A 24,348-nucleotide genomic window follows, 5' to 3' on the forward strand; every position below is an offset into this window, starting at 1 on the left:
CTTTCCGAACCGCCGCGGTTCCCCCCGTGGTTCCCCCTGGGGCGGTTCGCTCCGCTCGAACACGGCACAGCCTCACAGGGCCGGGTGCGCACGGCGAGGGCTGCCGGCGTCCCCGGACCGGCCGGGGACGGTCCGTGCCGGGTACGGCGGTGCGGTCCGGGAGCGCGGGCCGTACGGGGACTTGCGGGGACGGGACGGGACGGGCTCAGGCCCCGGTTCGCCCCAGGCGTGCCGCCCAGGTGATCCCGCCGAGCAGATGGGCCCGGAAGTCCGGGTCCGCGTACGCCTCGGCGGCATGCCCGAGCGCGGTGTAGAAGACCCGGCCGGCGCCCTGTTCCCGGCACCAGGCCAGCGGGCGGTCCTCGACGCGGACCCTGCCGGGCTGGAACGCGGGGTGCCTGTCGAACCGGGCGCCCAGCAGCTCGCCGTAGTAGGGCCAGGTGTACTCGGTGCAGGCGGCCGCGTGCACCCCGACGAATCCGCCGCCCGACTCCACGTGAGCGGCCAGCCGCTCACGCCCCGCCGGGGTGAGGATCTCACCGCTGGTGGAGAGGAAGACGACGGCGGCGTACCGGTCCAGAGGCCGCTCCAGGGCCGCCGGGTCCTCACTCGCGTCCACCTCGAAGCCTCCCAGGGCACGGAGGGCGTCGACGGCGGCCGGGATGGAGTCGTGACGGTAGGCGGTGGTGCGGGTGTGGACGAGGAGTCGCGGAGCCATGGTCCCGAGCGTAGGCCCGCCCGAGCCGGCGGTGGCGACGGCCGGGCCCGGGCCGGTGGCCTTCGCCCGGTGTGTCCGATTTCTTCAAGACCGGGCGGCGAGGCGCTGCCTACGGTGGGGGCATGACTCCACGATTCGATGCCATCGGGCTGGTGGCCTCCGACATGGCCGCTTCTGTCGCCTTCTACCGGCGGCTCGGGTTTCCGTTCCCCGAGGGGGCCGAGTCGCAGCCGCACGCGGAGGCCGAACTGCGGGGCGGGGTGCGGCTGATGCTGGACACCGAGGAGACGGTCCGTTCTTTCCACCCCGGGTGGCGGGCGCCGGCCGGCGGCAGCCGCACCGCGCTCGCGCTGCGGTGCGACAGCCCGGCCGAGGTCGACGCCGTGTACGAGGAGCTGGTGGGCGAGGGTTTCCACGGTGAGCTCAAGCCGTGGAACGCCGACTGGGGCCAGCGGTACGCGTCCCTGCACGACCCCGACGGCAACGGCGTCGATCTGTACGCCCCGCTAGCCGGCGGCGAGTAGTCGCCCGAGCGGCACGCCCGCCAACTCCCGTACGTCCCGTGCGAGATGGGCCTGGTCGGCGAACCCGCACCGCGCCGCCGTCTCCGCGAACGGCACTCCGGCCCCGGCCAGCGCGAGGGCTCGCCGCAGCCGCAGGATCCGGGCCAGCGTCTTCGGCCCGTACCCGAAGGCCACGAGCGACCTGCGGTGCAACTGCCGCGCCCCGAGGCCGATTTCGTCGGCGATCGCGGCGACGGGGCGGCCCGCGTCGAGAGCGGTGACGAGGGCGCGCAGAAGGGGGTCGGGAGGGGCCGCGCGCTCCAGGGCGATGTCTTCGAGTGCCGTGGCGGGGTCAGGAGCCCGTCCGATACGGCTCCGCAGCCGCCGTACCTCCGACGCCGGCCAGAGATCGGCCAACTCCACCCGCCGGTCCCGCAGTTCATGGGCGGGTACGCCCAGGAAGGCGGGCGCGGAACCAGGGTGGAAGCGCAGGCCGGTCCAGGTACGGGGGGCGCCGGCGGGGACGTACGCGCGGGTGTCGGGTCCGGCGACGAGCAGTCGCCCTTCGGTCCAGAGCAGATCCATGCACCCGTCGGGCAGGACGCGTCCGGACCCGTCACCGGTCCAGACGACGGCACCGGCGAGCCGGGACGGCCGTTCCGTGTACACGTCCCCAGGCTACGGCGGGCCGCCCCGCAGCCGGAACTCCTGCGGACTGACTCCGTACGTCCTCTTGAAGGCACTGGAGAGGGCGAACGCGCTCCCGTAGCCCACCTGCCGGGCGATCGCCTCCAGCGTCGTGTCCCCCTCCCGCAGCCGGTCCGCCGCCGACGCCAGTCTCCACCCGGTCAGATACGTCATCACCGGCTCCCCCACCAGGTCGCTGAACCGCCGGGCGAGCGCCGCGCGCGACACTCCCGCCTTGGCGGCCAGGGACGCCACCGTCCACGGATGCGCGGGGTCGTCCTGCATCAGGCGCAGCACCCGTCCCACGACCGGGTCCGCGAGCGCCGCGTACCAGGCGGGTGCCGCCGCCTCGGGCCGGGAGAACCAGGCCCGCAGCGCCGCGATGACCAGCAGGTCCAGCATCCGGTCCAGGACGACCTCCTGACCCGGCTCGTCGCGCACGATCTCCTCCATGAGGAGGGGGGTCAGCGGGCACTCCCACACGTCGGTGGTGAGCGACAGCAGGGGCGGCAGCGCGTCCAGGAGCCGGTTGCTGATCTCGCCGTCCATCAGGTACGTCCCGATGAGGATGACGGTCTCGCCGTCGAGCCGGTCGCCCCAGGTGCGGACGCCGAGGTCCATGGAGCCGTTCAGTTCCCGCCCGTCGGGGTAGCGGCACTCCCCGCCGGGCAGGATCAGCGCCTGCGGGGCCGTGCCGGGGTCGTCGGCGCAGGTGTAGGGGTCGGGGCCGCGGGCGATGGCGAGGTCGCCGGGGCGCAGCCGGACCGGCTCGCCCGAGTCGGGCACGATCACGGCCTCCCCGCGGACCAGCAGCATGACCGTCAACGGCGCCCGGTCCTCCACCCGCACCGCCCACGGCGGGTCGAAACACGCACGGATCATGAAGGCGCCACGCGCCCGCGGTCCTTCCAGCAGGCCTGCCAGAGCGTCCATGCGGCCAGCGTAGACGCGCACGCATGGGAATGAGCCGTTCAGCGATGGTCCCTTGCCCGGCACGGGAGTTGACTCGACGGCATGACGGAGAACACGCGGAACATTACGGTGGTGGTGACCGGTGCCTCGGGCCGTACGGGCAGCCGGGTGGCGCGGTCCGCGCAGGCCGCGGGGCTGACGGTGCGGCCGGCCTCGCGGGGGCACGGGTTCGACTGGCAGGACCGGTCGACATGGGCGAAGGTGCTGCGGGGGGCGGACGCCGCGTATCTCGCGTACCCCTCGGACATCGGCGCCCCCGGGGCCGCCGAGGCGGTCGGGGTGCTCGCGGGGGAGGCGGTGGGGGCCGGCGTACGGCGGCTGGTGCTGCTGTCCTCGCGGGGGCAGGACCGGGCGCGGGACGCGGAGGAGGCACTGCACGCGTCGGGGGCCGACTGGACGGTCGTACGGGCCGCGTGGTTCGCGCAGAACTTCAGCGAGGGGCCGCTGGTGGAGGAGCTGCGGCTGCGCGGGGAGCTGGTGTTTCCGGCGGGTGAGGTGCGGGAGCCGTTCGTGGATGTGCGGGACATCGGGGACGTGGTGGTGGCCGCACTGTCGGCGGGCGACCGGTACGTCGGGGAGACGGTCGCCGTGTCGGGGCCCCGGCTGCTCTCCTTCGGCGAGGCGGTCGCGGAGATCGCGAAGGCGACGGGGCGCGAGCTCTCGTACCGGGCGGTGTCACCGCGGGAGTACGGGGAGAACCTGCTCGGGTTCGGGGTGCCGGCGAAGGAGGTGGAGGCGCTGGTGGAGGCGTTCGCCCAGCTGCTGGACGGGCGCAACGCGTATCTGTCGCAGGGGGCGCGGGAGGTTCTGGGCCGGGAGCCGCGGGACTTCACGGAGTTCGCGCGGGAGGCGGCGGCGACGGGTACCTGGACGGTGTGAGCGACCCGCCGCCGACGGCGTGCCTCCGTAGGGGCGCAACGCCTACCTGTCGCAGGAGGTGCCGGAGGTGCCGGGCCGTGAGCCCCGGGAGGCGGCGACGGGTACCTGGACGGCGTGAGCGGTCCGCCGTCGGCGGCGTACCCCCGTCAGGAGCCTTCCGGCTTCTGCGGGGGATGCGTCGTCTTCGCGTGGGCCCGGAGGCGGGAGGTCACGTCCTCCGGCGGCAGGAACCGCGACCAGCGCTCCGGGAACTCCGAGGGCATGTCGGGGTCGTCCGGGTCGGGGTCGTGTTGGAGGGCTGCCGCGCGGGCCACATAGTGCGCCACCTGCGCCTCGCGCACCCGCTCGTTCGCCGCACGCGCCGCCGCCGTGGCCGCGGCCGGCCACACGCGGTCGATCGCGGCGTTCATCGCGGCGCCCACCAGGACCGCGAAGGCCGACACGCCGATCCACAGCAGCACCGCCACGGCGGCGGCGAGCGAGCCGTAGATCGTCGCGCCCTCGATGGTGCTCTGCAGGTAGATCCGGAGCAGGAAGCTTCCCAGCACCCACATCGCCAGGGCCACCAGTGCGCCCGGGACGTCCTCGATCCACGGTGAGCGCACCGGTACCGACACGTGGTACAGCGTGGTCAGGAAGGCGATGGACAGGATGATCACCACGGGCCAGTACAGGACCTGGACGACCGTCGTCGACCACGGCACGATCCGTACGACCGCGTCCGGGCCCGCCACCATCAGCGGCAGCGCCACCGAGCCGATCAGCAGCGCCGCGACGAACAGCGCGAACGCCACAAGTCGGGTCTTGACGATGCCGCGGACCCCGTCGAGGCCGTACATGACGGTGATGGTGTCGATGAAGACGTTCACCGCGCGCGACCCGGACCACAGGGCGAACAGGAAGCCGACGGAGATGACGTCGGGGCGGCCGCCCTTCATCACGTCATCGAGGATCGGCTGGGCGATCTGCCGCACCCCCTTGTCGGACAGGACCGTGCGCGCGGCGTCCAGGAGGTTGGCCTCCAGGCTGCTGATGCTGTCGGTGCCGGTCCAGTCGTCGACGTAGCCGAGCAGTCCGATGAGGCTGAGCAGCAGCGGCGGTACGGACAGCAGCGAGAAGAAGGCGGCCTCGGCGGCGAGCCCGAGGATGCGGTACTCGATGCACGAGTTGACGGTGTCCTTGACCAGCAGCCAGGCGGTCCTGCGCTTCGACACGTTCCGGTAGAGGGCACGGGCCCGGTGGAGCCGGCCGGAGGGTGGCTGAGGGGATTCGCTTGCTGCCTGCACGACCTAAAGGTATCCGCCGTGGGAGCGTGCACTCATCCCCCCGTCCCGGTCCGGGGCACGCCCGTGCGGGGAACGCCCGCTCGTGTTCGGTTCCGTCATACCGCGGAAAACACCGGGCAACTGCGCGGAAATCGGCGAGGAAATCGAACCCCTTTTCTGTCATGCACCCGCTGGCCGAATTTCGCGGCCCCGGGAACCGGAATACCGGGCGACATATGCACCCTCCATGAAGTGAGTTCCCCGGTGGCGTCACCGAGCGCCACGAACGGGTCATGACACCGGCGAACGGTCGACCAGCAAGAAACCGCCATTGACTGAAATGCGCTTGACCCGTTCATGAGCCCGTCGAAACAATTCGGATTGCATTCTCAGGGCCCTGACCAAGGCCCGAGCCGACCACCCCGTCCCCGTCACGTGGTCACTCCAGCCGCATACCGAACCGCTCCTTCTCTTATTCCATTACGTGTCTCGCGGCACTTCTCTTTCTTCCGGAACACCGGAACCACGGGGGTTTTTCTTTCCCGATTTCCGCGCGCGGTGAACAGCGCCCGATTTTCCGCCGTATCCCACTCTGGAGAATTTTCATGTCTGTTCCGAACGTGCCGAAGCAAGCCGTGCCGCGCGTCGTGGGGGTCGATGTGGCACGGGGCCTGGCCCTGCTCGGAATGTTCTCCGTTCACGTGTTCGGCGCGTTCGACGAGGCCGGATCACCCACGCCCGCCTGGATGTTCGCGGGCGGCCGTTCGTCTGCGACGTTCGCCGTGACGGCCGGGATCGGTCTGGCCTTCACGACCGGCGGACGCCGGCCCGCGACCGGGCGGCCCGCGGCCGTCGCGGTGGCGACGCGGGCCGCTGTCATCGCGCTGATCGGGCTGCTGCTCGGCTACGCCTCACGCGCGGCGGACCTGGACGTCGACGTGATCCTGGTGTTCTACGCCCTGTTGTTCCTGATCGCGATCCCGCTGCTGGGCCTCGCCCCGCGAACCCTGGCGGGTCTCTCCCTGACCCTGGCCGTCGGGGCGCCGTTCGCCGTCCACGCGCTGCGGGGCGTCCTGCCCGAGCCCGCGTTCGACGGCGACCCGACCCTCCAGGACGTGGTCACCGATCCGCTCGGCCTGGTGTCGGACCTGCTGGTGCACGGCGACTACCCGGTGCTCGCCTGGACCGCCTACCTGTGCGCAGGACTCGCCCTGGGCCGACTGGACCTGACCTCACGCAAAATCGCGCCCCGGCTCCTCGGGGGCGGCCTCGCGCTCGTGGCCGGGGTCTGGCTGGTGTCGTCCCTGGTCCTGTTCCGGTTCGGCGGGCTGCGGCACCTGTGGCGCGCGGAGTTCCCGGGCGCCTCCCGCGCCGAGGCCCTGTGGGACAGCCCGGACGGCGTGACCTGGTGGGCGCTCCTGTCCCGCGCGCCGCACTCGACGACCCCCTTCGACCTGCTCCTCACCCTGGGCTCGGCCGCGGCGATCCTCGGCGGCGCCCTGCTGCTGACCAGGAGCGTCCCTCTCACGCGGGCGCTCGCGCCGCTCGCGGCGGCGGGCAGCATGCCACTGACCCTGTACGCCGCCCATGTGCTCCTACTCGCCACCGGTGCGCTCTCCGACTCCCCCGGGCTCCTCTACGCCGTCATGACCACCGGAGCGCTCCTGTTCGCCCTCTCGTGGCGGCACGTCGGGCGTGGCCCGCTGGAAACGGTCGTCGCAGGCGCGGCCCGGCGGTGTCGCGAGGCCGTAACACCACCGCGGCCCCCGGAACCGGTGGAGCGCCCGGCCCGACTTAGCAGGCACACGGAATAGTCCAAAAGAGCAAAAGTAATGATCTAGGAGCTCAAGTGGTGGTAAATCCCGGCGAGATCACGACAGTCGCCCCGGTGGACGGCACCGCCCACGTCCTCGCCGAGGTGCTGGCCGGGGTCGTCAAGACGGATCAAGTACCCCTCGACAGCCACTTCTTCGACGATCTGGGCGCCAACTCCCTGGTCATGGCGCAGTTCTGCGCCCGGGTCCGCAAGCGGGACGATCTGCCGCCGGTGTCGATGAGGGACGTCTACGGCCACCCGACGATCCGCTCCCTGGCGACGGCCCTCGCCGAGGTCCCCGCCGGCGGACCGGCGCCGGCGCGGCCGGCCGAGCCACCCCCGCCGCCGGGCAGCAGCGCCCGCTACGTGCTGTGCGGCCTCGCGCAGCTCCTCGTCTTCGCCGCGTACTGCCTCGGGGCCGGTGCCGCCACCGCGGCGGGGTACTCCTGGATATCCGGCGCCGACGGCCTGCTCTCCGTCTACCTGCGCTCGCTGGTCTTCGGCGGCGCCCTGTTCCTCGCCCTGTGCACCCTGCCCGTGGTGGCGAAATGGGTGCTGGTCGGCCGGTGGAAGGAGACGGAGTTCCCGGTGTGGGGTCCCGCCTACCTCCGCTTCTGGCTGGTCAAGGCGCTGCTGCACGCCAATCCGATGGTCCTGTTCACCGGCAACCCGCTGTACGTCCTCTACCTGCGGGCCCTCGGCGCCCGCATCGGCCCGGGCGTCACGATCCTGTCCCACTCGGTGCCGGTCTGCACCGACCTGCTGACCGTGGGCGCCGGCACGGTGATCCGCAAGGACGTTCTGTTCCTCGGCTACCGGGCGCACGCGGGCCGCATCCGCACCGGCCCGGTCACCCTCGGCAGGGACGTCTTCGTCGGCGAGAAGACCGTCCTCGACATCGGCACGTCCATCGGCGAAGGCGGCCAGCTGGGCCACTCCTCCGCGCTGTACGACGGCGCCGCGATCCCCGCGGGCGAGCGCTGGCACGGCTCACCCGCCCGCCCCACCGACGTCGACCACATCCGCGTCCCGGCAACCCGCTGCACCACCCCGCGCCGGGCCGGCTACGCCCTCGTGACCCTGCTGCAGACCCTGCTGGTGTACGTCCCGCTCGGCATCGGCGGTGTCTTCCTGGCGATGGACCTCGTGCCGGCACTGGACCCGCTGCTCGATCCGAACGCGAGGGAACTGGAGTCGGCGCCCTTCTACGCCGAGGCGCTCGTCCTGTCCGCCGCCCTGTTCACCGGTTCCGTGGTCCTCGGCCTCGTCACCGTGACGGTGCTGCCGCGGCTGCTGAACCTGACCCTGAGGGCCGACCGGGTCTATCCGCTGTACGGCTTCCACTACTCGGTGCAGCGCGCGATCGCCCGCATGACCAACATCCGGTTCTTCAAGTGGCTGTGCGGCGACAGCTCGTACATCGTCCCCTACCTGCGAGCCCTCGGTTACGACCTCTCGCGCGTCGAGCAGACCGGCTCCAACTTCGGCACCGAGGTGGCCCACGAGACGCCGTACCTGGCCACCGTCGGCAGCGGCACGATGGTCGCCGACGGGCTGTCGGTCCTCAACGCCGAGTACTCCAGCACGTCGTTCCGCGTCTCGCGGGTCACGATCGGCGGGCACAACTTCCTCGGCAACCACATCGCCTATCCCGTGGGCGGCCGCACCGGTGACAACTGCCTGCTCGCCACCAAGGTGCTGGTCCCGCTCGACGGCGAACTCCGCGAGGGCGTGGGCCTGCTGGGCTCGCCGCCCTTCGAGATCCCGCGCACGGTGGAGCGCGACACCCGCTTCGACCACTTCCGCGAGGGCGACGAGCTGCGCCGCCGCCTGTCGGCCAAGAACCGGTCCAACGCGCGCACCATGGTCCTGTTCCTGTTCCTGCGCTGGCTGAACTGGTTCCTGCTGACGCTGCTCGGCTTCGCGGCGGTCGATCTCCACGGCGGCCGGGGCGCCCTCGGTGCACTGCTGATCGGCGGCTACCTGATGGCCGGCCTCGCGGTGACCGTCGGCTACTGGGCGCTGGTGGAGCGCGTGATCACCCGGTTCCGGCCGCTGAAACCGCGGCTGTGCTCCATCTACGAGCCGTACTTCTGGTGGCACGAGCGGCTGTGGAAGGTGCCCGACCACCATCTCGCGGTGTTCGACGGCACCCCGTTCAAGAACCTGATCTGGCGCCTGCTGGGCGTGCGGATCGGCCGCCGGGTCTTCGACGACGGCTGCTACCTCACCGAACGGACGCTGGTCGCGATCGGTAGCGACACCACACTCGGCCACCACTCCAAGGTGCAGGCGCACTCCCAGGAGGACGGCACCTTCAAGTCCGACCACATCGTCATCGGCGACGGCTGCACCCTCGGGGCGGGTGCGCTGGTCCACTACGGCGTCTCGATGGGCGAGGGCGCCGTGCTCGGCGCCGACGCCTTCCTGATGAAGGGCGAGGAGATGCCGGCGGGGGCGCACTGGGGCGGGAATCCGGCGGTGGCGCTGCGACGCGGCCGAACTGCCTGAGCTGCCCGAGCTGCCCGAGCTGCCCGAGCTGCCCGAGCTGCCCGAACGAAACAAACAGGGGGACGAAAGTCATGGAAACAGTTCCGCACCCGACGCCCGGTCCGATACCGGATGTCACGGAGTACGCGGTCCGGCTGCCCGAGGGCACACCGACCGATCCCACCGCGCTGCTCGCGGCCCACACCAGGGTCCTGGCCGCCCTCTCCGGCGAGGCGGCGGGCACGGTCGACGACGACCTGCGCGTCACCGTCACGGACGGCGAACTGCGGCTGCGCTACCGCACCGGCACCCTGAACGCCGAGGCGGCCGCCCGTATCGCGGGCTACCACCTCACCGTACTCGCCGACCCGGACCGCGGGAGCCTGCTGTCCGAGGACGAACTCCGCTTCCAGCTGGAGGAGTTGGCGGGCCCGGTGCGTGAACTCCCGGACCGGCGGGTGCACGAGCTGTTCGAGGAGCGGGTCCAGAAGCACCCGGACGCCGTGGCCGCCGTACAGGACGAGCGGCGGTGGACGTACGCCGAACTCAACTCCCGCGCCAACCAGGTCGGTCGGGCCCTGCTGGCCCGCGGCCTGCAGGCCGAGGACGTCGTCGCCGTCGTCATGGAACGGAACCTGGACTGGATGGCGGCCGTGCTGGGCGTCCTCAAGGCGGGTGGGGTGTATCTGCCGATCGAGCCGCACTTCCCGGCCGAGCGGGTCGCGAGGACGCTGTCCCGGGCGGGCTGCGCGTTCGTCGTCACCGAGGACGGCAGCACCGGATCGCTCTCCGGTACGGCCGCCGAGACGCTGTTCGTGGACGCCCTGTACGCCGAGGGCCACGCGGGCGACGATCTCGGGATCCCGGTCCCGGCGGGCCGGCTGGCCTACATCTACTTCACGTCCGGCTCCACCGGTGAGCCCAAGGGCGCGATGTGCGAGCACGCCGGTTTCCTCAACCATGTGCTCGCCAAGGTCGAGGATCTGGGGATCGGCGAGGGCGACGTGGTCGCGCAGACCGCGCCGCAGTGCTTCGACATCTCCCTGTGGCAGCTGCTCGCCGGACCGGTGGTCGGCGGGCGGACGCTTATCGTCGGGCAGGACACGATCCTGGACGTGCCGCGGTTCGTGGACACGGTGGTCCGGGGGCGGGTCAACGTGCTCCAGGTCGTGCCGTCGTATCTGGAGGCGGTGCTCGCCGAGTTGGGGCAGCGGCCCCGCGAACTCGCCGACCTGCGCTGTGTGTCGGTGACCGGCGAGGCGGTGAAGCGGGGCCTGGTGCAGCGCTGGTTCGCCACCGCGCCCGGCATCCGCCTGGCCAACGCCTACGGCCTGACCGAGACTTCGGACGACACCAACCACGAGGTCATGGACCGGGTCCCGGACGGTGACCGGGTCCCGCTCGGGCGGCCGGTGCGCAATGTGCGCGTGTACGTCGTCGACGAGGACCTGGTGCCCGTGCCGCTGGGGGCGCCGGGCGAGATCGTCTTCTCCGGGGTGTGCGTGGGGCGCGGGTACGTCAACGACCCCGAGCGCACCGCGGCCGCCTTCCTGGAGGACCCGTACCGGCCCGGTGAGCGTCTCTACCGCAGCGGTGACGTGGGGCGCTGGCGGGCCGACGGCAAACTGGAGTTCCTCGGCCGCCGGGACACCCAGATCAAGATCCGCGGGTTCCGCGTGGAGATCGGCGAGATCGAGAACGCGCTGCTGCGGGTGGACGGGGTGCGCGACGGGGCCGTCGTGGTCGTGCGGGGCACCCAGCTCGCCGCGTTCTGCGCCGGGCCCGAGCCGGTGGCCGCGGACACGGTACGGCAACGGCTGGCCGTGTCGCTGCCGTCGTACATGGTGCCCGCCGTCGTGCACTGGCGTCGGCGGCTGCCGCTGACCGCCAACGGCAAGACCGACCGCCGGACGCTCACCGCGCTCGCCGAGGACCTCGACGCCGGTGCGGCGGGCGGGCCCGTGACGGGCGCCGAGCGGCGGCTGGCGGACGCCTGGGCCGAGGTGCTCGGCGTGCCCGCCGACCGGATCGGCCGCCTCGACCACTTCTTCGACCGCGGCGGCAGCTCACTGTCCGCCGTGCGTCTCGCGATCGCCCTGGACCGGGCGGTCTCCCTCCAGGACGTCGTCCGCCATCCGGTCCTCGCGGACCTGGCGGGCCTGCTCGACCGGCAGCACTGAAAGGAATCCCGAGATGTCCTCCACGAACCTCCTTCCGGACCTGGACCTGGAACCGGACAGTCCGCCGATCCTGCACGCCAAGCCCGTTGACGATCCGGCGAGTTGGGCCGCCGAGCACCACGACGCACTGCGTGCCCTCGTCCTGGAACACGGTGGTGTCCTGGTGCGCGGCCTGGGCCTTTCGGACGCCGCGACCACCGAGGCCGTCTTCCGGCGGCTGACCAGCGCTCTGATGCCCGACCGCGAGCCCTTCGCGCCGCGGCGCAACTACGGGGACGGCGTGTACTCGACGACCAAGTGGCCGCCGAACCAGCAGATGTGCATGCACCACGAGGTCAGCTACGGCCTGGAGTTCCCGAGTCTCCTCCTGTTCGCCTGTCTGGAGGCTCCCGCGACCGGGGGCGCGACCGCGCTCGCCGACGCGTCGGCGGTGCTGCGGGCCCTACCCCGCGAGCTGGTCTCCCGCTTCGAACGGGAGGGCTGGCTGCTGACCCGGGCGTACCACGAGGAGATCGGCGCGTCGGTCGAGGAGGCCTTCGGCACGGCCGACCGTGCCGCCGTCGAGCGCTACTGCCGCCGGCACGCCATCGAGTTCGCCTGGCAGAGCGACGGCTCCCTGCACACCCGGCAGCGGCGCGGCGCGGTGCTCAGGCACCCGGCCGGCGGCCTGCCCTGCTGGTTCAACCAGATCGCGTTCCTCAACGAGTGGACCATGGAGCCCGAAGTGCACGAATACCTGGTGGACATGTACGGCGCCGACGGGCTGCCCTTCAACACCCGCTTCGGCGACGGCAGTCCGATCGACGCGGACGTGGTCCGCACGATCAACGAGGTGTACGACGCCCACACGGTGCGCGAGCCCTGGCAGGACGGTGACCTCCTGCTCGTCGACAACATCCGTACGGCGCACAGCCGCGAGCCCTTCGAGGGGCCGCGCGAGGTGCTGGCCGCGCTCGGCGACCCGGTGCTGCGCGCCGACGGCGAGGTGAGCGGCGTATGAGCACCCTCGACGCCCCGTCCTTCGCGCTGGTCACCGGCGCACAGGTGCAACAGACCCTGCACGGAAGGGAACGGGAGATCGCGGACCTCGTCGAGGCCGTGTACCGGCTGCACGGCGCGGGCGACTCGGTGAACCCGCCGTCGTACTTCCTGAAGTTCCCGGACCGCCCGTCGTCCCGGATCATCGCGCTGCCCGCCTCGCTGGGCGGACCGCTGAGGGTGGACGGCCTGAAGTGGGTCTCCAGCTTCCCGGAGAACGTCAGGTCCGGGCTGCCGCGCGCGTCGGCGGTGCTGATCCTCAACGATCCGGCGACCGGCTATCCGTTCGCCTGCCTGGAGAGCTCGGTCATCAGCGCCACGCGCACCGCGTCGTCGGCGGCGCTGGCGGCCGGGAAACTCAGCGCGGGCAGGGTCCGCCCGACCCGGGTCGGGTTCATCGGCACCGGGTTGATCGCCCGCTACCTCCACACCCATCTCACCGCCACCGGCTGGGAGTTCGAGGAGACGGGCGTGCACGACCTGTCGGCCGAGAGCGCCGCCGGGTTCCGCGGCTATCTGGAGCGGTCCGGTGCGCCGGGGAAGGTGACGATGCACGACTCGGCCGAGTCCCTGATCCGCTCCAGCGACCTGGTCGTCTTCGCGACCGTCGCCGGCGAGCCGCACGTCCACGATCCGTCGTGGTTCGGCCATCACCCCCTGGTCCTGCACGTGTCCCTGCGCGACCTCGCCCCGGAGATCCTGCTCGCGTCCGCGAACTTCGTCGACGACGTGGAGCACTGCCTCAAGGCCGAGACCTCCCCGCATCTGGCCGAACGGCTCACGGGGAGCAGGGACTTCATCGACGGCACGCTGGACGACGTGCTGACCGGACGGGTGACCGTCCCGACGGACCGGACGGTGGTGTTCTCCCCCTTCGGCCTGGGGGTGCTGGACCTCGCCGTCGGCCGGTTCGTCCACGACGAACTGGCCCGGCGCGGCGAACTGCACGTCGTCGACGGGTTCTTCAACGAGCTGCGCCGGTACGGCTGAACCACCTGTGGCGCATGAGGAGGGGGGCGTCATGCCCGTCATATCCGATCCTTCGGAGTTCAACGAGTCAGACCTCTACGTCGACCTGCGGGCCGCGCTGGAGCTTCCGCTGTTCCTGAAGTGCGAGGGCTTCAACTTCGCCGGGTCCATCAAGCTGAAGGCGGCCCGCGAGATGGTGAACGCCGCCGAGCGCGACGGCACCCTGCGGCCGGGGTCGGTCCTGGTCGAGTCGTCGTCGGGGAACCTGGGGGTGGCCCTGAGCATGATCGCCGCGAGCCGGGGTTACCGGTTCCTGTGCGTGACCGACTCACGGTGCAACGCGGCGACGATCCGGCTGATGGAGTCGCTCGGCACCCGGGTGCACGTGGTCAGGGAGCCGGACCTGCACGACGGCTACCTGGGCGCGCGGCTCGCGTACGTGCGGGCACTGTGCGCCGCGGACGAGCGGTACGTGTGGCTCAACCAGTACAGCAACCAGGGAAACTGGCGGGCGCACTACCGCACCACGGCGCCGGAGATCGCGCGGCGCTTCCCGGACCTGGACGTCCTGTTCGTCGGGGCCGGCACCACCGGGACCCTGATGGGCTGTGCCCGCTGGTTCTGGCAGTGGCGGCGGCCGGTGCGGATCGTCGCCGTCGACAGCGTCGGCTCGATCACCTTCGGCGGGCCGCCCGGCGTCCGGATGATCCCGGGGCTGGGCACGAGCGTGCCGCCGCAGCTGCTCGACAAGTCGTACATCGACGACGTGGTGCTGGTCGAGGAACCGGACACCCTCCAGGTCTGCCGCCGGCTGGCCGCCCGGGGCTTCCTGTTCGGCGGCTCCACGGGCACGGTCGTCAGCGGCGCCCACCAGTGGCTGTCCGCGCACGGCCGCCGCGGCCTCACCGCGGTGGCGATCGCCCCGGACCTCGGCGAACGCTACCTCGACACCGTGTACCGCCCGGGCTGGCCCCACGGCCTCCCCGAGACGGACCCGGTCCACGAGACGGCAGAGGTGATGGCCCACCTGGCCTGAACACGGGGCACCCGACCGCACCGCACCACTCGCCCGGCGGGGCGGGTGGTGCGGTGCGGTCGGGTGGAGTGTCGGGCAGGCGCCGCGGCACACGCTTGCAGCGCGGGCCGCCTTCGCCTTTGCCCGGGGGGCGGGCGATGCGATGCAGTGCCCGTCGGGTGGGGTGTCCGCCCGGTGCCGTGGGCAACACATGGGCACAACGGGCCGCCTCCGCCTTTGCCCGGCGGGCGGGAGCGCGGTGTGATGCCGTCGGGTGCGGTGTCCGCCCGGCGCCTCCACATACGCCCGCACCACCGGCCGTCTCCGCGATCACCCGCCCCGCGCCGTGCCCGTGAGGTGACCGGCGCCGGGCCCCGGGGTACTTTCGCCAACATGGCAGGCACCACGCACACCGTGACCAATCAGCCCCCGCCTCTGATCGGCTACGACGTCTACAGCGCCGACCGCGCTCTCAAGGAGGCCGTCGAACGGCACCTCGACCCCGCCCTGCGCGACGAGGTGCACGGTGAGCTCGCCGCGCTCGGCCGGGCCTGCGGCTCGGCGCAGGTGCAGGAGTGGGGTCTGCAGGCCAACGAGAACCCGCCCCGGCTGCGCACCCACGACCGCCACGGCCACCGTATCGACGAGGTCGAGTTCCATCCGGCCTGGCACCGGGTGCTCGGCAAGGGCGTCTCCGCGGGCCTGACCGCCGCCTGGGCCCGCCCCGCGGGACATGTACGGCGCGCGGCGGCCTTCCTGTTGTGGACGCAGGTCGACGCGGGCAACTGCTGCCCGCTGTCGATGACCCATGCCGCGGTGCCCGCCCTGCGCACCGACCCTGACCTGGCCGCCGAGTGGGAGCCGCGTCTGACGTCCATGGTCTACGACCGCGAACTGCGGCCCGCCCACCTCAAGGCGGGGGCGCTGTTCGGGATGGGGATGACGGAGAAGCAGGGCGGCAGCGACGTCCGGGCGAACACGACCTCCGCACGGGCTCTGCCCGACGGCGAGACCTACGAGCTCACCGGCCACAAGTGGTTCTGCTCGGCCCCCATGTCGGACGGCTTCCTGGTGCTCGCCCAGGCTCCGGGCGGACTCACCTGCTTCCTCGTCCCCCGCGTCCTGGAGGACGGCACCCGCAACCCGTTCCTCCTCCAGCGCCTCAAGGACAAGCTCGGCAACCGCTCCAACGCCTCCGCCGAGGTCGAGTTCGACCGGACCCTGGCCCGCCGCGTCGGCGACGAGGGGCGCGGGGTCCGCACCATCATCGAGATGGTCGCGGCGACCCGGCTCGACTGTGTCCTCGGCTCGGCGGGCCTGATGCGCCAGGCCGTCGCCCAGGCGATCCACCACTGCACCCACCGCGAGGCCTTCGGCGGCAAGCTCGTCGACAAGCCGCTCATGCGCAACGTCCTCGCCGACCTCGCCCTGGAGTCCGAGGCGGCGACCACCCTCGCCCTGCGCCTGGCGGCCGCCTACGACAAGGGCGACGAGCAGGAACGGGCCTTCCTGCGGATCGCCGTACCGGCGGCCAAATACTGGGTCACCAAGCGCTGCGCCCCGCTGACGGTGGAGGCCGCCGAATGCCTGGGCGGCAACGGCTACGTGGAGGAGTCGGGCCTGCCCCGCCTGGTCCGCGAGTCACCGCTCAACTCCGTCTGGGAGGGCGCGGGCAACATCCAGGCCCTGGACGTCCTGAGGGTCCTCCAGCGGGAACCCCAGGCCCTGAACGCCTACCTCCTGGAGATCGGCGAGACCCGCGGCGCCGACCACCGACTGGACGCGGCGACGAAGAACCTCTTCACCGAACTGGCCGATCTGGAGGGCATCGAGGGCCGCGCACGCCACCTGACAGAACGGCTCGCGCTCGTCCTGCAGGGCTCCCTGCTGGTCCGTCACGCCCCCGCGGAGGTGGCCGACGCCTTCTGCGCGGCCCGCCTGGGCGGCGACGGCGGCGCGGCCTTCGGCACCTTGCCCACGACCCTGGACCTCGCGTCCGTGGTGGACCGGGCCCGGCCCGTGGAGTGAGCTTCCCCGGTCGCGGACCGGAGTGAGAAGCGGACCGGAGTGAGAACGGGGGTGGTGCTGCGCCGACACGGCACCACCCCCGTTGACGGCCCTCGGAGGCCGAAACACGCCGCTGCGAGACGGCGTTCGCCCAAGTTTCAATCAAGCCGGAGCCCACCACCAGGGTTGCAGGGGGTTGCAACTTCCTGGTGACTGTGGCCGGACTGTGTTCCTCCCCGAGCCACGACCGGCACTATGAGACGGTCAGTCAATGGACCCGGGACCGGGAGGACCAGTGCCGCTCTCGCCGACGCACGTGACCCACCTAGCGGCCGTGGACACCGCACGTGCGGCCCGGGTTTTGAAGGACATCCGTTCCGCCGCCCTGTCCGGCCGGCGCACGCCCCTCGCACCGCGCCCCGTGATCGAGGAGTCCTGGAGCCGTATGCTGCGCGGCGGCGTCGACCCGGACCACGACTTCCGGTCAGGTCTGCTGCCCCCCGAGGAGGTGCAGCGGCGCCGGGAGAGCACGCAGCTCAGGCACGTCCTGCCGGAGCTCAGGGAGGGACTGCTGTCGGTCGCGGATGTCGCCCACCACATCATGGTGGTGGCCGACGAGGACGGCCGCGTGCTGTGGCGGGAGGGCAGCTCCCCCGTGCTGCGCAAGGCCGACGGCACCGGCTTCGAACTCGGCGCCGACTGGCGGGAGAACGTCGTCGGCACGAACGGCATCGGTACCCCGGTGGTGGTGCGCCGCCCCGTCCAGGTCTTCGCCTCCGAGCACTTCGTGCGCTCACAGACCTCCTGGACCTGCACCGGCGCCCCCGTCAAGGACCCGCGCGACGGCCGGCTGATCGGCGTGGTGGACGTCAGCGGTCCCCTGGACACCATGCACCCGGCGACGCTCGCCTGGGTCGACTCGGTGGCCAAGCTCGCGGAGTCGCGGTTGCGTGAGATGCATCTGGCCTCGCTGGAGCAACTGCGGGCGGTGGCGGCGCCGGTGCTCGCCCGGCTCACCGGCCGGGCCCTGGTGGTGGACCGGGACGGCTGGACGGCGGCGGTGACCGGAATGCCGTATCCGAACCGGATCGCACTGCCCAAGTCGCCGTCGCCGGGCCGCCGATGGCTGCCGGCGCTCGGTCTGTGCACCCTGGAACCGCTGGCGGGCGGCTGGTTGGTCCGCGCCGGCGACGAGCCGGAGCCGCAGGGCACCACCCGGATCGTGCTGGACCTCGCGCATCCGCGCCGCTGGACGGTGACGGTGTCGGGCGGCGCGGGCACATGGAGCCACGAACTGAGTCCCCGGCACGCCGAGTTGCTCTATCTGCTGGCCCTGCACCCCTCGGGCCGCAGTGCGGCGGGTCTGGCCGAGGACATGTTCGGCGATCCGGGCCGCACGGTGACCGTGCGTGCGGAGATGTCCCGGGTACGGCGCTATCTCGGGGCATTCCTGGAACACCGGCCGTATCGTTTCTGCGAGGACGCCGAGGTCGAGGTGGTGCTGCCGGGCAACCCGGGCGACCTGCTGCCGCACTCGACGGCCCCGGCCGTACTCGGGTCCAGGGCCGGAGCCGAGACCGAGTGAAAACCCTCGATCTGGGCGGATCTTCCGCATAATTGCACGGTCTTCGCCCCAGCGGTGCCGCACTGCCGTAGCATCCTCTACGGGCCACCCCACCTGCTCCTCGGTCAACGTACGGATCAACAGGCGCAGTTGGCCCGCCTCGGGAGGACGTATGAAGCAACGTGGCAGACACCGCAGGCGCAAGCGGGGCCAAGCGGTCCGCGCGTTCCTGGCCGGCACCGCCCTCGCTCTGACCGCCGCCGCCACCATGATCAGCGCCTCACAGGCCACGGTCGCGGCCAATCCCGGAACACTGAAGCCGCTCACCTCGACCGCCGAGACCACCCCGCTGCGCCTCAAGGAGTCCCAGGTCCCGAAGAGCGCCCTGGACCGGCTCTCCTCCGAGATGGGGCGTCCGGTCGGCGTCTCCGCCGTCCTCGCCTCCGCCGACCGCACCCTGCGCGACGCGATCGACTGCACGGCCGGTGAGCGCACGGCGCTGCCCGTGGAGCCTGCCGCGACCGCCGCCTACTGCTGGGACGCCGCCGACACCCGCTCCTGGCGGGCCGGAGCGGTCACCACCTCCGGGGACGCCGACGACGACGGCCTGTGGGGCGCCAACCGCGTGATCCTGTCCGCGTGGAGCCGCACCGGCACCACCGCGGACGACGGGGGCCTGGCCCGGGTCGCCTTCGTCGACGCCAACGACCTGGGCCGGCTCACCTACTCCTGGGTCCTCCTCGCCGTCCCCGTCGACGACGGACATGACTTCCGTGGCCTCGTCTCACAGGTCTCCGGCATGGTCTGGTACCAGAACAAGCTGCTGGTCACCGCGAGCGGCGACGGCGGCGACGCGCTGTACGTCTACGACATGGACCGCGTCCAGCGCGCCACCGTCGACAGCAGCGCGGTCGGCAGGGTCCGCGGCGGCTGGTCGGCGCACGGCGCCCAGTGGGTCCTGCCCGCCGTCGGCTCCTACCGCCTGACCGACGCGGCGGGCGCCGCCCGCCCCGACTACCTCTCCCTCGACCGCAGCACCGCACCGGACAGCCTGGTCGCGAGCGAGTGGGTCTCCGGGGACGACGACAGGGACGCCCGCGTGTGGCGCTACGACTTCAGCGCCGACCCCCGCCGCTCCGGCCTCCTGGCCACCGGCAGCGGCGGCTACGCGCGCGTCGCCGATGCCTACGTCACCAAGGCCGCCGGCTCCGGGCCCGTCCTGTCGTACGACTCCCAGTGGTATCTGGGCCGGGCGGCCGGGACGGACGGCGATCACGGCACCCTCTGGCGCCAGAACACCTCGACCCCCGCGAAGGCCACCCGCTGCGGCACGGACGAGACCCGCAACTGCTGGAGCGGAGAGTCGGAGTCGCTGTCGTACTGGGAACAGACGGGCGATGTGTGGTCCCAGTCCGGCCGGACGCTGTTCGCACTGCCGCTGGCCTCGATCGACAGATCTCTGGGCTAGATGATTCCCTGACGGTCATGCCGAACATCCCCGTGACCACCTGGTCCCTGGAACAGACCGCCCCGACCGACCTCCTCCCGGCCGAACCCCCGGAGGGCGACGTCCGCATCAGCCGCGCGGAAGTCCCCTCCCCCGAGTTCAGCCGCTTCCTCTACGCGTCGGTGGGCGGCGACATCCGCTGGACCGACCGGCTCTCCTGGACGTACGCGCGGTGGCGGGAGCACCTGGAGCGGCCGGGCGTGGAGACCTGGGTGGCCTACGACCGTGGCACGCCCGCCGGATACGTCGAACTGGAGTCCCAGGACGACGGTGTCGTGGAGATCGCCTACTTCGGCCTGATCCCCGCCTTCCGCGGCCGCCGGATCGGCGGCCACCTGCTCTCCTACGGCACCGCCCGCGCCTGGGACCTCGCGGACCGCCGGCCGGGGCTGACCGACACCAAGCGGGTCTGGCTGCACACCTGCTCCAAGGACGGCGAGCACGCGATGGCCAACTACCAGCGCCGTGGCTTCCAGCTCTTCGACACCAAGGTGGAGGAGGAGGCGGAGGTGCCGGCACCGGGCCCCTGGCCTGGGGCGTACCCCGCCTGACCTGCGGGAACAAGAGGTCCCGCGATCTTTGTGACCAACGACACCCCGGTCTCACCAGTCGAGACCAGGGTGTCCACATGATGGATAAAGCTGGACTGTGTCCAGATCGCCGTGACACGCTTCCGTCATGTCTGGAACTGGAATTGCCTTGGTGAGTCGGCGGCACGTCGACCTCGGCCGCATGTCCAGCGCCATCTGTCCGGTGCGCTGACGAGCCGCAGCGTCACCCGGCACATCCCCTCGTTCTCCTCCCCGCGCAATGACGCGCAGGTACACCCATGCGCCCGTACGCGCAGGTAAGAGCCGCTTTCCGCCTGTCCCGAAGGACGTAGAACACATGGCCGCCACCCCGCAGAACCCTGCCGCCGCAGCGCCCCGCCGCAAGGTGAGCCGTCACCGCGGTGAGGGTCAGTGGGCCGCGGGGCACCACACCCCGCTGAACGGCAACGAGCAGTTCAAGAAGGACGACGACGGTCTCAATGTGCGGACACGCATTGAGACGATCTACTCGAAGCGCGGCTTCGACTCGATCGACCCCAACGACCTGCGCGGCCGGATGCGCTGGTGGGGTCTCTACACCCAGCGCAAGCCCGGGATCGACGGCGGCAAGACCGCGATCCTGGAGCCGGAGGAGCTGGACGACAAGTACTTCATGCTGCGGGTGCGGATCGACGGCGGACGCCTCACCACCCAGCAGCTGCGCGTGATCGGCGAGATCTCCGAGGAGTTCGCGCGCGGCAGCGCGGACGTCACCGACCGGCAGAACATCCAGCTGCACTGGATCCGCATCGAGGACGTCCCGGAGATCTGGAACCGCCTGGAGGCGGTCGGCCTGTCCACGACCGAGGCCTGCGGCGACTGCCCGCGTGTCGTCATCGGCTCGCCGGTCGCCGGCATCGCCGAGGACGAGATCATCGACGGCTCCTGGGCCATCGAGGAGATCCACGAGCGGTACATCGGCAGCAAGGAGTTCTCCAACCTGCCCCGCAAGTTCAAGACGGCGATCTCCGGCTCCCCGCTCCTCGACGTGGTCCACGAGATCAACGACATCGCCTTCGTCGGCGTCGAGCACCCCGAGCACGGCCCCGGCTTCGACCTGTGGGTCGGCGGCGGTCTGTCCACGAACCCGAAGCTCGGCGTGCGGCTGGGCGCCTGGGTTCCGCTGGACGAGGTGCCCGAGGTGTGGGCCGGTGTGGTCGGCATCTTCCGCGACTGGGGCTACCGGCGCCTGCGCACCCGCGCGCGTCTGAAGTTCCTCGTGGCCGACTGGGGCCCGGAGAAGTTCCGCCAGGTCCTGGAGGACGACTACCTCAAGCGCAAGCTGGTCGACGGCCCCGCGCCCGCCGAGCCCTCCGGCCGCTGGCGCGACCACGTGGGCGTGCACCGCCAGAAGGACGGCCTGTCCTACGTCGGTTTCGCCCCGCGCGTCGGCCGCGTCGACGGCACCACGCTGACGAAGATCGCCGAGGTCGCGGAGGCGCACGGCTCGGGCCGGGTACGGACCACCGTCGAGCAGAAGATGATCATCCTCGATGTCGAGGAGGCGCAGGTCCAGCCGCTGGTCGAGGCCCTGGAGGCACTGGATCTCACTGCGAAGCCCTCCCCGTTCCGGCGCGGCACCATGGCCTGCACCGGCATCGAGTACTGCAAGCTCGCCATCGTCGAGACCAAGCAGCGCGGCTCCTCCCTGATCGACGAACTGGAGCGCCGGATCCCGGAGTTCGACGAGCCGCTCACCATCAACCTCAACGGCTGCCCGAACGCCTGCGCCCGTATCCAGGTGGCGGACATCGGTCTCAAGGGCCAGCTGGTCCTCAACGACCGCGGCGAGCAGGTCGAGGGCTACCAGGTGCACCTGGGCGGCGCGCTCGGCCTTGAGGCCGCCTTCGGCCGCAAGGTGCGTGGCCTGAAGGTCACCGCCGAGGAACTGCCCGACTACGTCGAGCGGGTCCTGAAGCGGTACCAGTCCGAGCGCGAGGACGGCGAGCGTTTCGCCGCCTGGGCCTCGCGTGCGTCCGAGGAGGCACTGTCGTGAGCGAGCGGGCCGCCCCCTTCTACTGCCCTTACTGCGGCGACGAGGACCTCCGTCCGAGCGAGGAGTCTCACGGCGCCTGGGAATGCGCGGCATGCAACCGCGCATTCCAGTTGAAGTTCCTCGGGCTGCTCGCCCGGGGTCTTCAGCCCACCGACGCAGGGGGAGATCAGATATGACCGCGATTCAGGAAGAGCGCACGACCGACGACCTCAAGGCCCTTGCCGAGCAGGCGGGCCGCGACCTGGAGGACGCCTCCGCGCTGGAGATCCTCCAGTGGGCGGTCGACACCTTCGGCAAGCGTTTCTGCGTGACCTCCTCGATGGAGGACGCGGTGGTCGCCCACCTCGCGTCCCGTGCGAGGAAGGGCGTGGACGTCGTCTTCCTCGACACCGGCTACCACTTCGAGGAGACCATCGGCACCCGGGACGCGGTCGACGCCGTGATGGACGTGAACGTCATCACGCTGTCGCCGACGCGGACGGTCGCCGAGCAGGACGCCGAGTTCGGCCCGAAGCTGCACGACCGCGACCCCGACCTGTGCTGCAGGATGCGCAAGGTCGAGCCGCTGGAGCGGGGCCTGAAGGACTACCTGGCCTGGGCGACCGGGCTGCGCCGCGACGAGTCCCCGACCCGGGCGAACACCCCGGTGGTCGGCTGGGACGAGAAGCGGCAGAAGGTCAAGGTCTCCCCGATCGCCCGCTGGACCCAGGACGACGTGGACGCGTATGTCAGCGAGCACGGCGTCCTGACCAACCCCCTGCTGATGGACGGCTACGCCTCCGTCGGCTGCGCCCCCTGCACCCGCCGGGTCCTGGAGGGCGAGGACGCGCGCGCCGGCCGCTGGGCGGGACGTTCCAAGACCGAGTGCGGGCTGCACGGATGACGACATCTACCAAGGAGTTGCACGTGACGACCGGAGCCACCGTCTGGCTCACGGGTCTGCCGAGTGCCGGCAAGACCACCATCGCGTACGAGCTGGCGGGCCGGCTGCGCGAGGAGGGCCACCTCGTCGAGGTGCTCGACGGCGACGAGATCCGCGAGTTCATCTCCGCGGGTCTCGGCTTCAGCCGCGAGGACCGGCACACCAACGTGCAGCGCATCGGCTTCCTCGCCGAACTCCTCGCCCGCAACGGCGTCAAGGCGCTGGTCCCGGTCATCGCGCCCTACGCCGACAGCCGTGAAGCGGTGCGCAAGCGTCACCAGGAGAGCGGTGCCGCGTACCTGGAGATCCATGTGGCGACTCCGGTCGAGGTGTGCTCCGTACGCGATGTGAAGGGCCTGTACGCCAAGCAGGCCGCGGGTGAGCTGACCGGGCTGACCGGGGTCGACGACCCCTACGAGGAGCCCGAGTCGCCCGATCTGCGGATCGAGTCGCAGAACCAGACCGTCCAGGAGTCCGCGGCCGCGGTCCACGCGCTGCTCACCGAGAGGGGACTGGCATGACGACGACCGTCGCGGCGGTGAAGGGCGGAGACGGTACGGAGGCTCCGTACACCCTGTCCCACCTGGACGCCCTCGAGTCCGAGGCCGTGCACATCTTCCGTGAGGTGGCGGGCGAGTTCGAGCGGCCGGTGATCCTGTTCTCCGGCGGCAAGGACTCCATCGTCATGCTGCACCTGGCGCTGAAGGCGTTCGCCCCCGCGGCGGTCCCCTTCTCGCTGCTGCACGTGGACACGGGACACAACTTCCCCGAGGTGCTCGAGTACCGCGACCGTGTGGTCGCCGAACATGGGCTGCGCCTCCATGTGGCCTCGGTACAGGACTACATCGACCGCGGTGTGCTCAAGGAACGGCCGGACGGGACCCGCAACCCGCTCCAGACCCTGCCGCTCACCGAGAAGATCCAGGCGGAGAAGTTCGACGCGGTCTTCGGCGGTGGCCGCCGGGACGAGGAGAAGGCCCGCGCCAAGGAGCGGGTGTTCTCGCTGCGCGACGAGTTCTCGCAGTGGGACCCGCGCCGCCAGCGCCCCGAGCTGTGGAACCTGTACAACGGCCGGCACGCCCCCGGCGAGCACGTCCGGGTCTTCCCGCTGTCCAACTGGACCGAGCTGGACGTGTGGCAGTACATCGCCCGCGAGAAGATCGAACTGCCGGACATCTACTTCGCCCACGAGCGTGAGGTCTTCTCCCGCAGCGGCATGTGGCTGACGGC

Annotated in this window: 22 protein-coding genes; 18 read left to right on the top strand and 4 right to left on the bottom strand. The window is 71.5% G+C overall.

Translation table 11 applies throughout. The annotated features are described in order from the left end of the window. Positions 1-205: 205 nt before the first annotated feature. Positions 206-718, bottom strand: a complete 513-nt coding sequence (locus ACGFWE_RS08890; protein WP_393598833.1) for a ThuA domain-containing protein — start codon at positions 716-718, stop codon at positions 206-208. Positions 719-840: 122 nt separating this feature from the next. Here ACGFWE_RS08890 and ACGFWE_RS08895 point away from each other — a divergent pair, with 122 nt between their 5' ends. Next, a complete protein-coding gene (locus tag ACGFWE_RS08895; RefSeq protein WP_352381810.1) occupies positions 841-1,242 on the top strand; it encodes a VOC family protein in 402 nt (133 codons plus the stop codon). On the opposite strand, the gene ACGFWE_RS08900 is transcribed toward ACGFWE_RS08895, so the two are convergent. Further along, a complete protein-coding gene (locus ACGFWE_RS08900) occupies positions 1,225-1,890 on the bottom strand; it encodes a helix-turn-helix domain-containing protein (protein ID WP_393598835.1) in 666 nt (221 codons plus the stop codon). The genes ACGFWE_RS08895 and ACGFWE_RS08900 overlap by 18 nt on opposite strands. Before the next feature lie 9 nt (positions 1,891-1,899). Beyond that, positions 1,900-2,841, bottom strand: a complete 942-nt coding sequence (locus ACGFWE_RS08905) for an AraC family transcriptional regulator (RefSeq protein ID WP_352381811.1) — start codon at positions 2,839-2,841, stop codon at positions 1,900-1,902. Between the two features lie 81 nt (positions 2,842-2,922). Between ACGFWE_RS08905 and ACGFWE_RS08910 the strand changes: the two genes are divergently transcribed. Continuing rightward, positions 2,923-3,759 carry an NmrA family NAD(P)-binding protein gene (locus ACGFWE_RS08910; RefSeq protein ID WP_393598837.1) on the top strand — a complete coding sequence of 279 codons (837 nt, stop codon included), beginning with the start codon at positions 2,923-2,925 and terminating at the stop codon, positions 3,757-3,759. 146 nt (positions 3,760-3,905) lie between these two features. Here the strand turns inward: ACGFWE_RS08910 and ACGFWE_RS08915 are convergent, their stop codons facing one another. Continuing rightward, complete coding sequence (locus ACGFWE_RS08915) at positions 3,906-5,045, bottom strand: YihY/virulence factor BrkB family protein (protein WP_352381815.1); 1,140 nt, start codon at positions 5,043-5,045, stop codon at positions 3,906-3,908. A gap of 584 nt (positions 5,046-5,629) precedes the next feature. On the opposite strand from ACGFWE_RS08915, the gene ACGFWE_RS08920 reads away from it, so the two are divergent. The 16 genes from ACGFWE_RS08920 to cysD all read left to right on the top strand — a co-directional run. Beyond that, the gene (locus ACGFWE_RS08920) at positions 5,630-6,838 is read left to right on the top strand and encodes a heparan-alpha-glucosaminide N-acetyltransferase domain-containing protein (RefSeq protein ID WP_393598840.1); all 1,209 of its coding nucleotides are present in this window, start codon (positions 5,630-5,632) and stop codon (positions 6,836-6,838) included. A 35-nt stretch (positions 6,839-6,873) separates the two neighbouring features. Further along, positions 6,874-9,351 (top strand): Pls/PosA family non-ribosomal peptide synthetase, encoded by a 2,478-nt coding sequence (locus tag ACGFWE_RS08925; RefSeq protein ID WP_393598842.1) that lies wholly within the window; start codon positions 6,874-6,876, stop codon positions 9,349-9,351. Between the two features lie 71 nt (positions 9,352-9,422). Next, on the top strand, positions 9,423-11,510 hold the full coding sequence (locus ACGFWE_RS08930) for an amino acid adenylation domain-containing protein (RefSeq protein ID WP_393598844.1): 2,088 nt from the start codon (positions 9,423-9,425) through the stop codon (positions 11,508-11,510). Between the two features lie 13 nt (positions 11,511-11,523). Beyond that, entirely contained in the window at positions 11,524-12,510 is a 987-nt protein-coding gene (locus ACGFWE_RS08935) for a TauD/TfdA family dioxygenase (protein WP_393598846.1), read from the top strand. Beyond that, positions 12,507-13,538, top strand: a complete 1,032-nt coding sequence (gene sbnB, locus ACGFWE_RS08940) for a 2,3-diaminopropionate biosynthesis protein SbnB (RefSeq protein WP_393598848.1) — start codon at positions 12,507-12,509, stop codon at positions 13,536-13,538. The genes ACGFWE_RS08935 and sbnB overlap by 4 nt, the downstream gene beginning before the upstream one ends. A gap of 31 nt (positions 13,539-13,569) precedes the next feature. Further along, the gene (sbnA, locus tag ACGFWE_RS08945) at positions 13,570-14,553 is read left to right on the top strand and encodes a 2,3-diaminopropionate biosynthesis protein SbnA (RefSeq protein ID WP_393598850.1); all 984 of its coding nucleotides are present in this window, start codon (positions 13,570-13,572) and stop codon (positions 14,551-14,553) included. Positions 14,554-14,925: 372 nt separating this feature from the next. Beyond that, entirely contained in the window at positions 14,926-16,560 is a 1,635-nt protein-coding gene (locus tag ACGFWE_RS08950; RefSeq protein WP_393598852.1) for an acyl-CoA dehydrogenase family protein, read from the top strand. Positions 16,561-16,810: 250 nt separating this feature from the next. Next, on the top strand, positions 16,811-18,124 hold the full coding sequence (locus ACGFWE_RS08955; RefSeq protein WP_393598854.1) for a GAF domain-containing protein: 1,314 nt from the start codon (positions 16,811-16,813) through the stop codon (positions 18,122-18,124). A gap of 151 nt (positions 18,125-18,275) precedes the next feature. Then, the gene (locus tag ACGFWE_RS08960; RefSeq protein WP_393598856.1) at positions 18,276-19,571 is read left to right on the top strand and encodes a hypothetical protein; all 1,296 of its coding nucleotides are present in this window, start codon (positions 18,276-18,278) and stop codon (positions 19,569-19,571) included. Between the two features lie 17 nt (positions 19,572-19,588). Next, positions 19,589-20,161: a GNAT family N-acetyltransferase gene (locus ACGFWE_RS08965; RefSeq protein ID WP_352381834.1), complete on the top strand. Its 573-nt coding sequence runs from the start codon at positions 19,589-19,591 to the stop codon at positions 20,159-20,161. Between the two features lie 127 nt (positions 20,162-20,288). Next, positions 20,289-20,372 carry a putative leader peptide gene (locus ACGFWE_RS08970; RefSeq protein WP_349817346.1) on the top strand — a complete coding sequence of 28 codons (84 nt, stop codon included), beginning with the start codon at positions 20,289-20,291 and terminating at the stop codon, positions 20,370-20,372. Between the two features lie 126 nt (positions 20,373-20,498). Next, positions 20,499-22,196, top strand: coding sequence for a nitrite/sulfite reductase (locus tag ACGFWE_RS08975; protein WP_393598857.1), 1,698 nt, complete (start codon positions 20,499-20,501; stop codon positions 22,194-22,196). Continuing rightward, positions 22,193-22,372 carry a hypothetical protein gene (locus ACGFWE_RS08980; protein ID WP_393598859.1) on the top strand — a complete coding sequence of 60 codons (180 nt, stop codon included), beginning with the start codon at positions 22,193-22,195 and terminating at the stop codon, positions 22,370-22,372. Before ACGFWE_RS08975 ends, ACGFWE_RS08980 begins: the two co-directional genes overlap by 4 nt. After that, the gene (locus ACGFWE_RS08985; protein WP_352381840.1) at positions 22,369-23,079 is read left to right on the top strand and encodes a phosphoadenylyl-sulfate reductase; all 711 of its coding nucleotides are present in this window, start codon (positions 22,369-22,371) and stop codon (positions 23,077-23,079) included. The genes ACGFWE_RS08980 and ACGFWE_RS08985 overlap by 4 nt, the downstream gene beginning before the upstream one ends. Beyond that, the gene (cysC, locus tag ACGFWE_RS08990) at positions 23,076-23,639 is read left to right on the top strand and encodes an adenylyl-sulfate kinase (protein ID WP_352381842.1); all 564 of its coding nucleotides are present in this window, start codon (positions 23,076-23,078) and stop codon (positions 23,637-23,639) included. Before ACGFWE_RS08985 ends, cysC begins: the two co-directional genes overlap by 4 nt. Then, on the top strand, positions 23,636-24,348 hold a 713-nt coding region (gene cysD, locus ACGFWE_RS08995), incomplete at its 3' end, for a sulfate adenylyltransferase subunit CysD (protein ID WP_393598861.1). The genes cysC and cysD, both read left to right, overlap by 4 nt.

This window comes from Streptomyces sp. NPDC048523 (genome assembly GCF_043199815.1).
GTDB lineage: Bacteria > Actinomycetota > Actinomycetes > Streptomycetales > Streptomycetaceae > Streptomyces.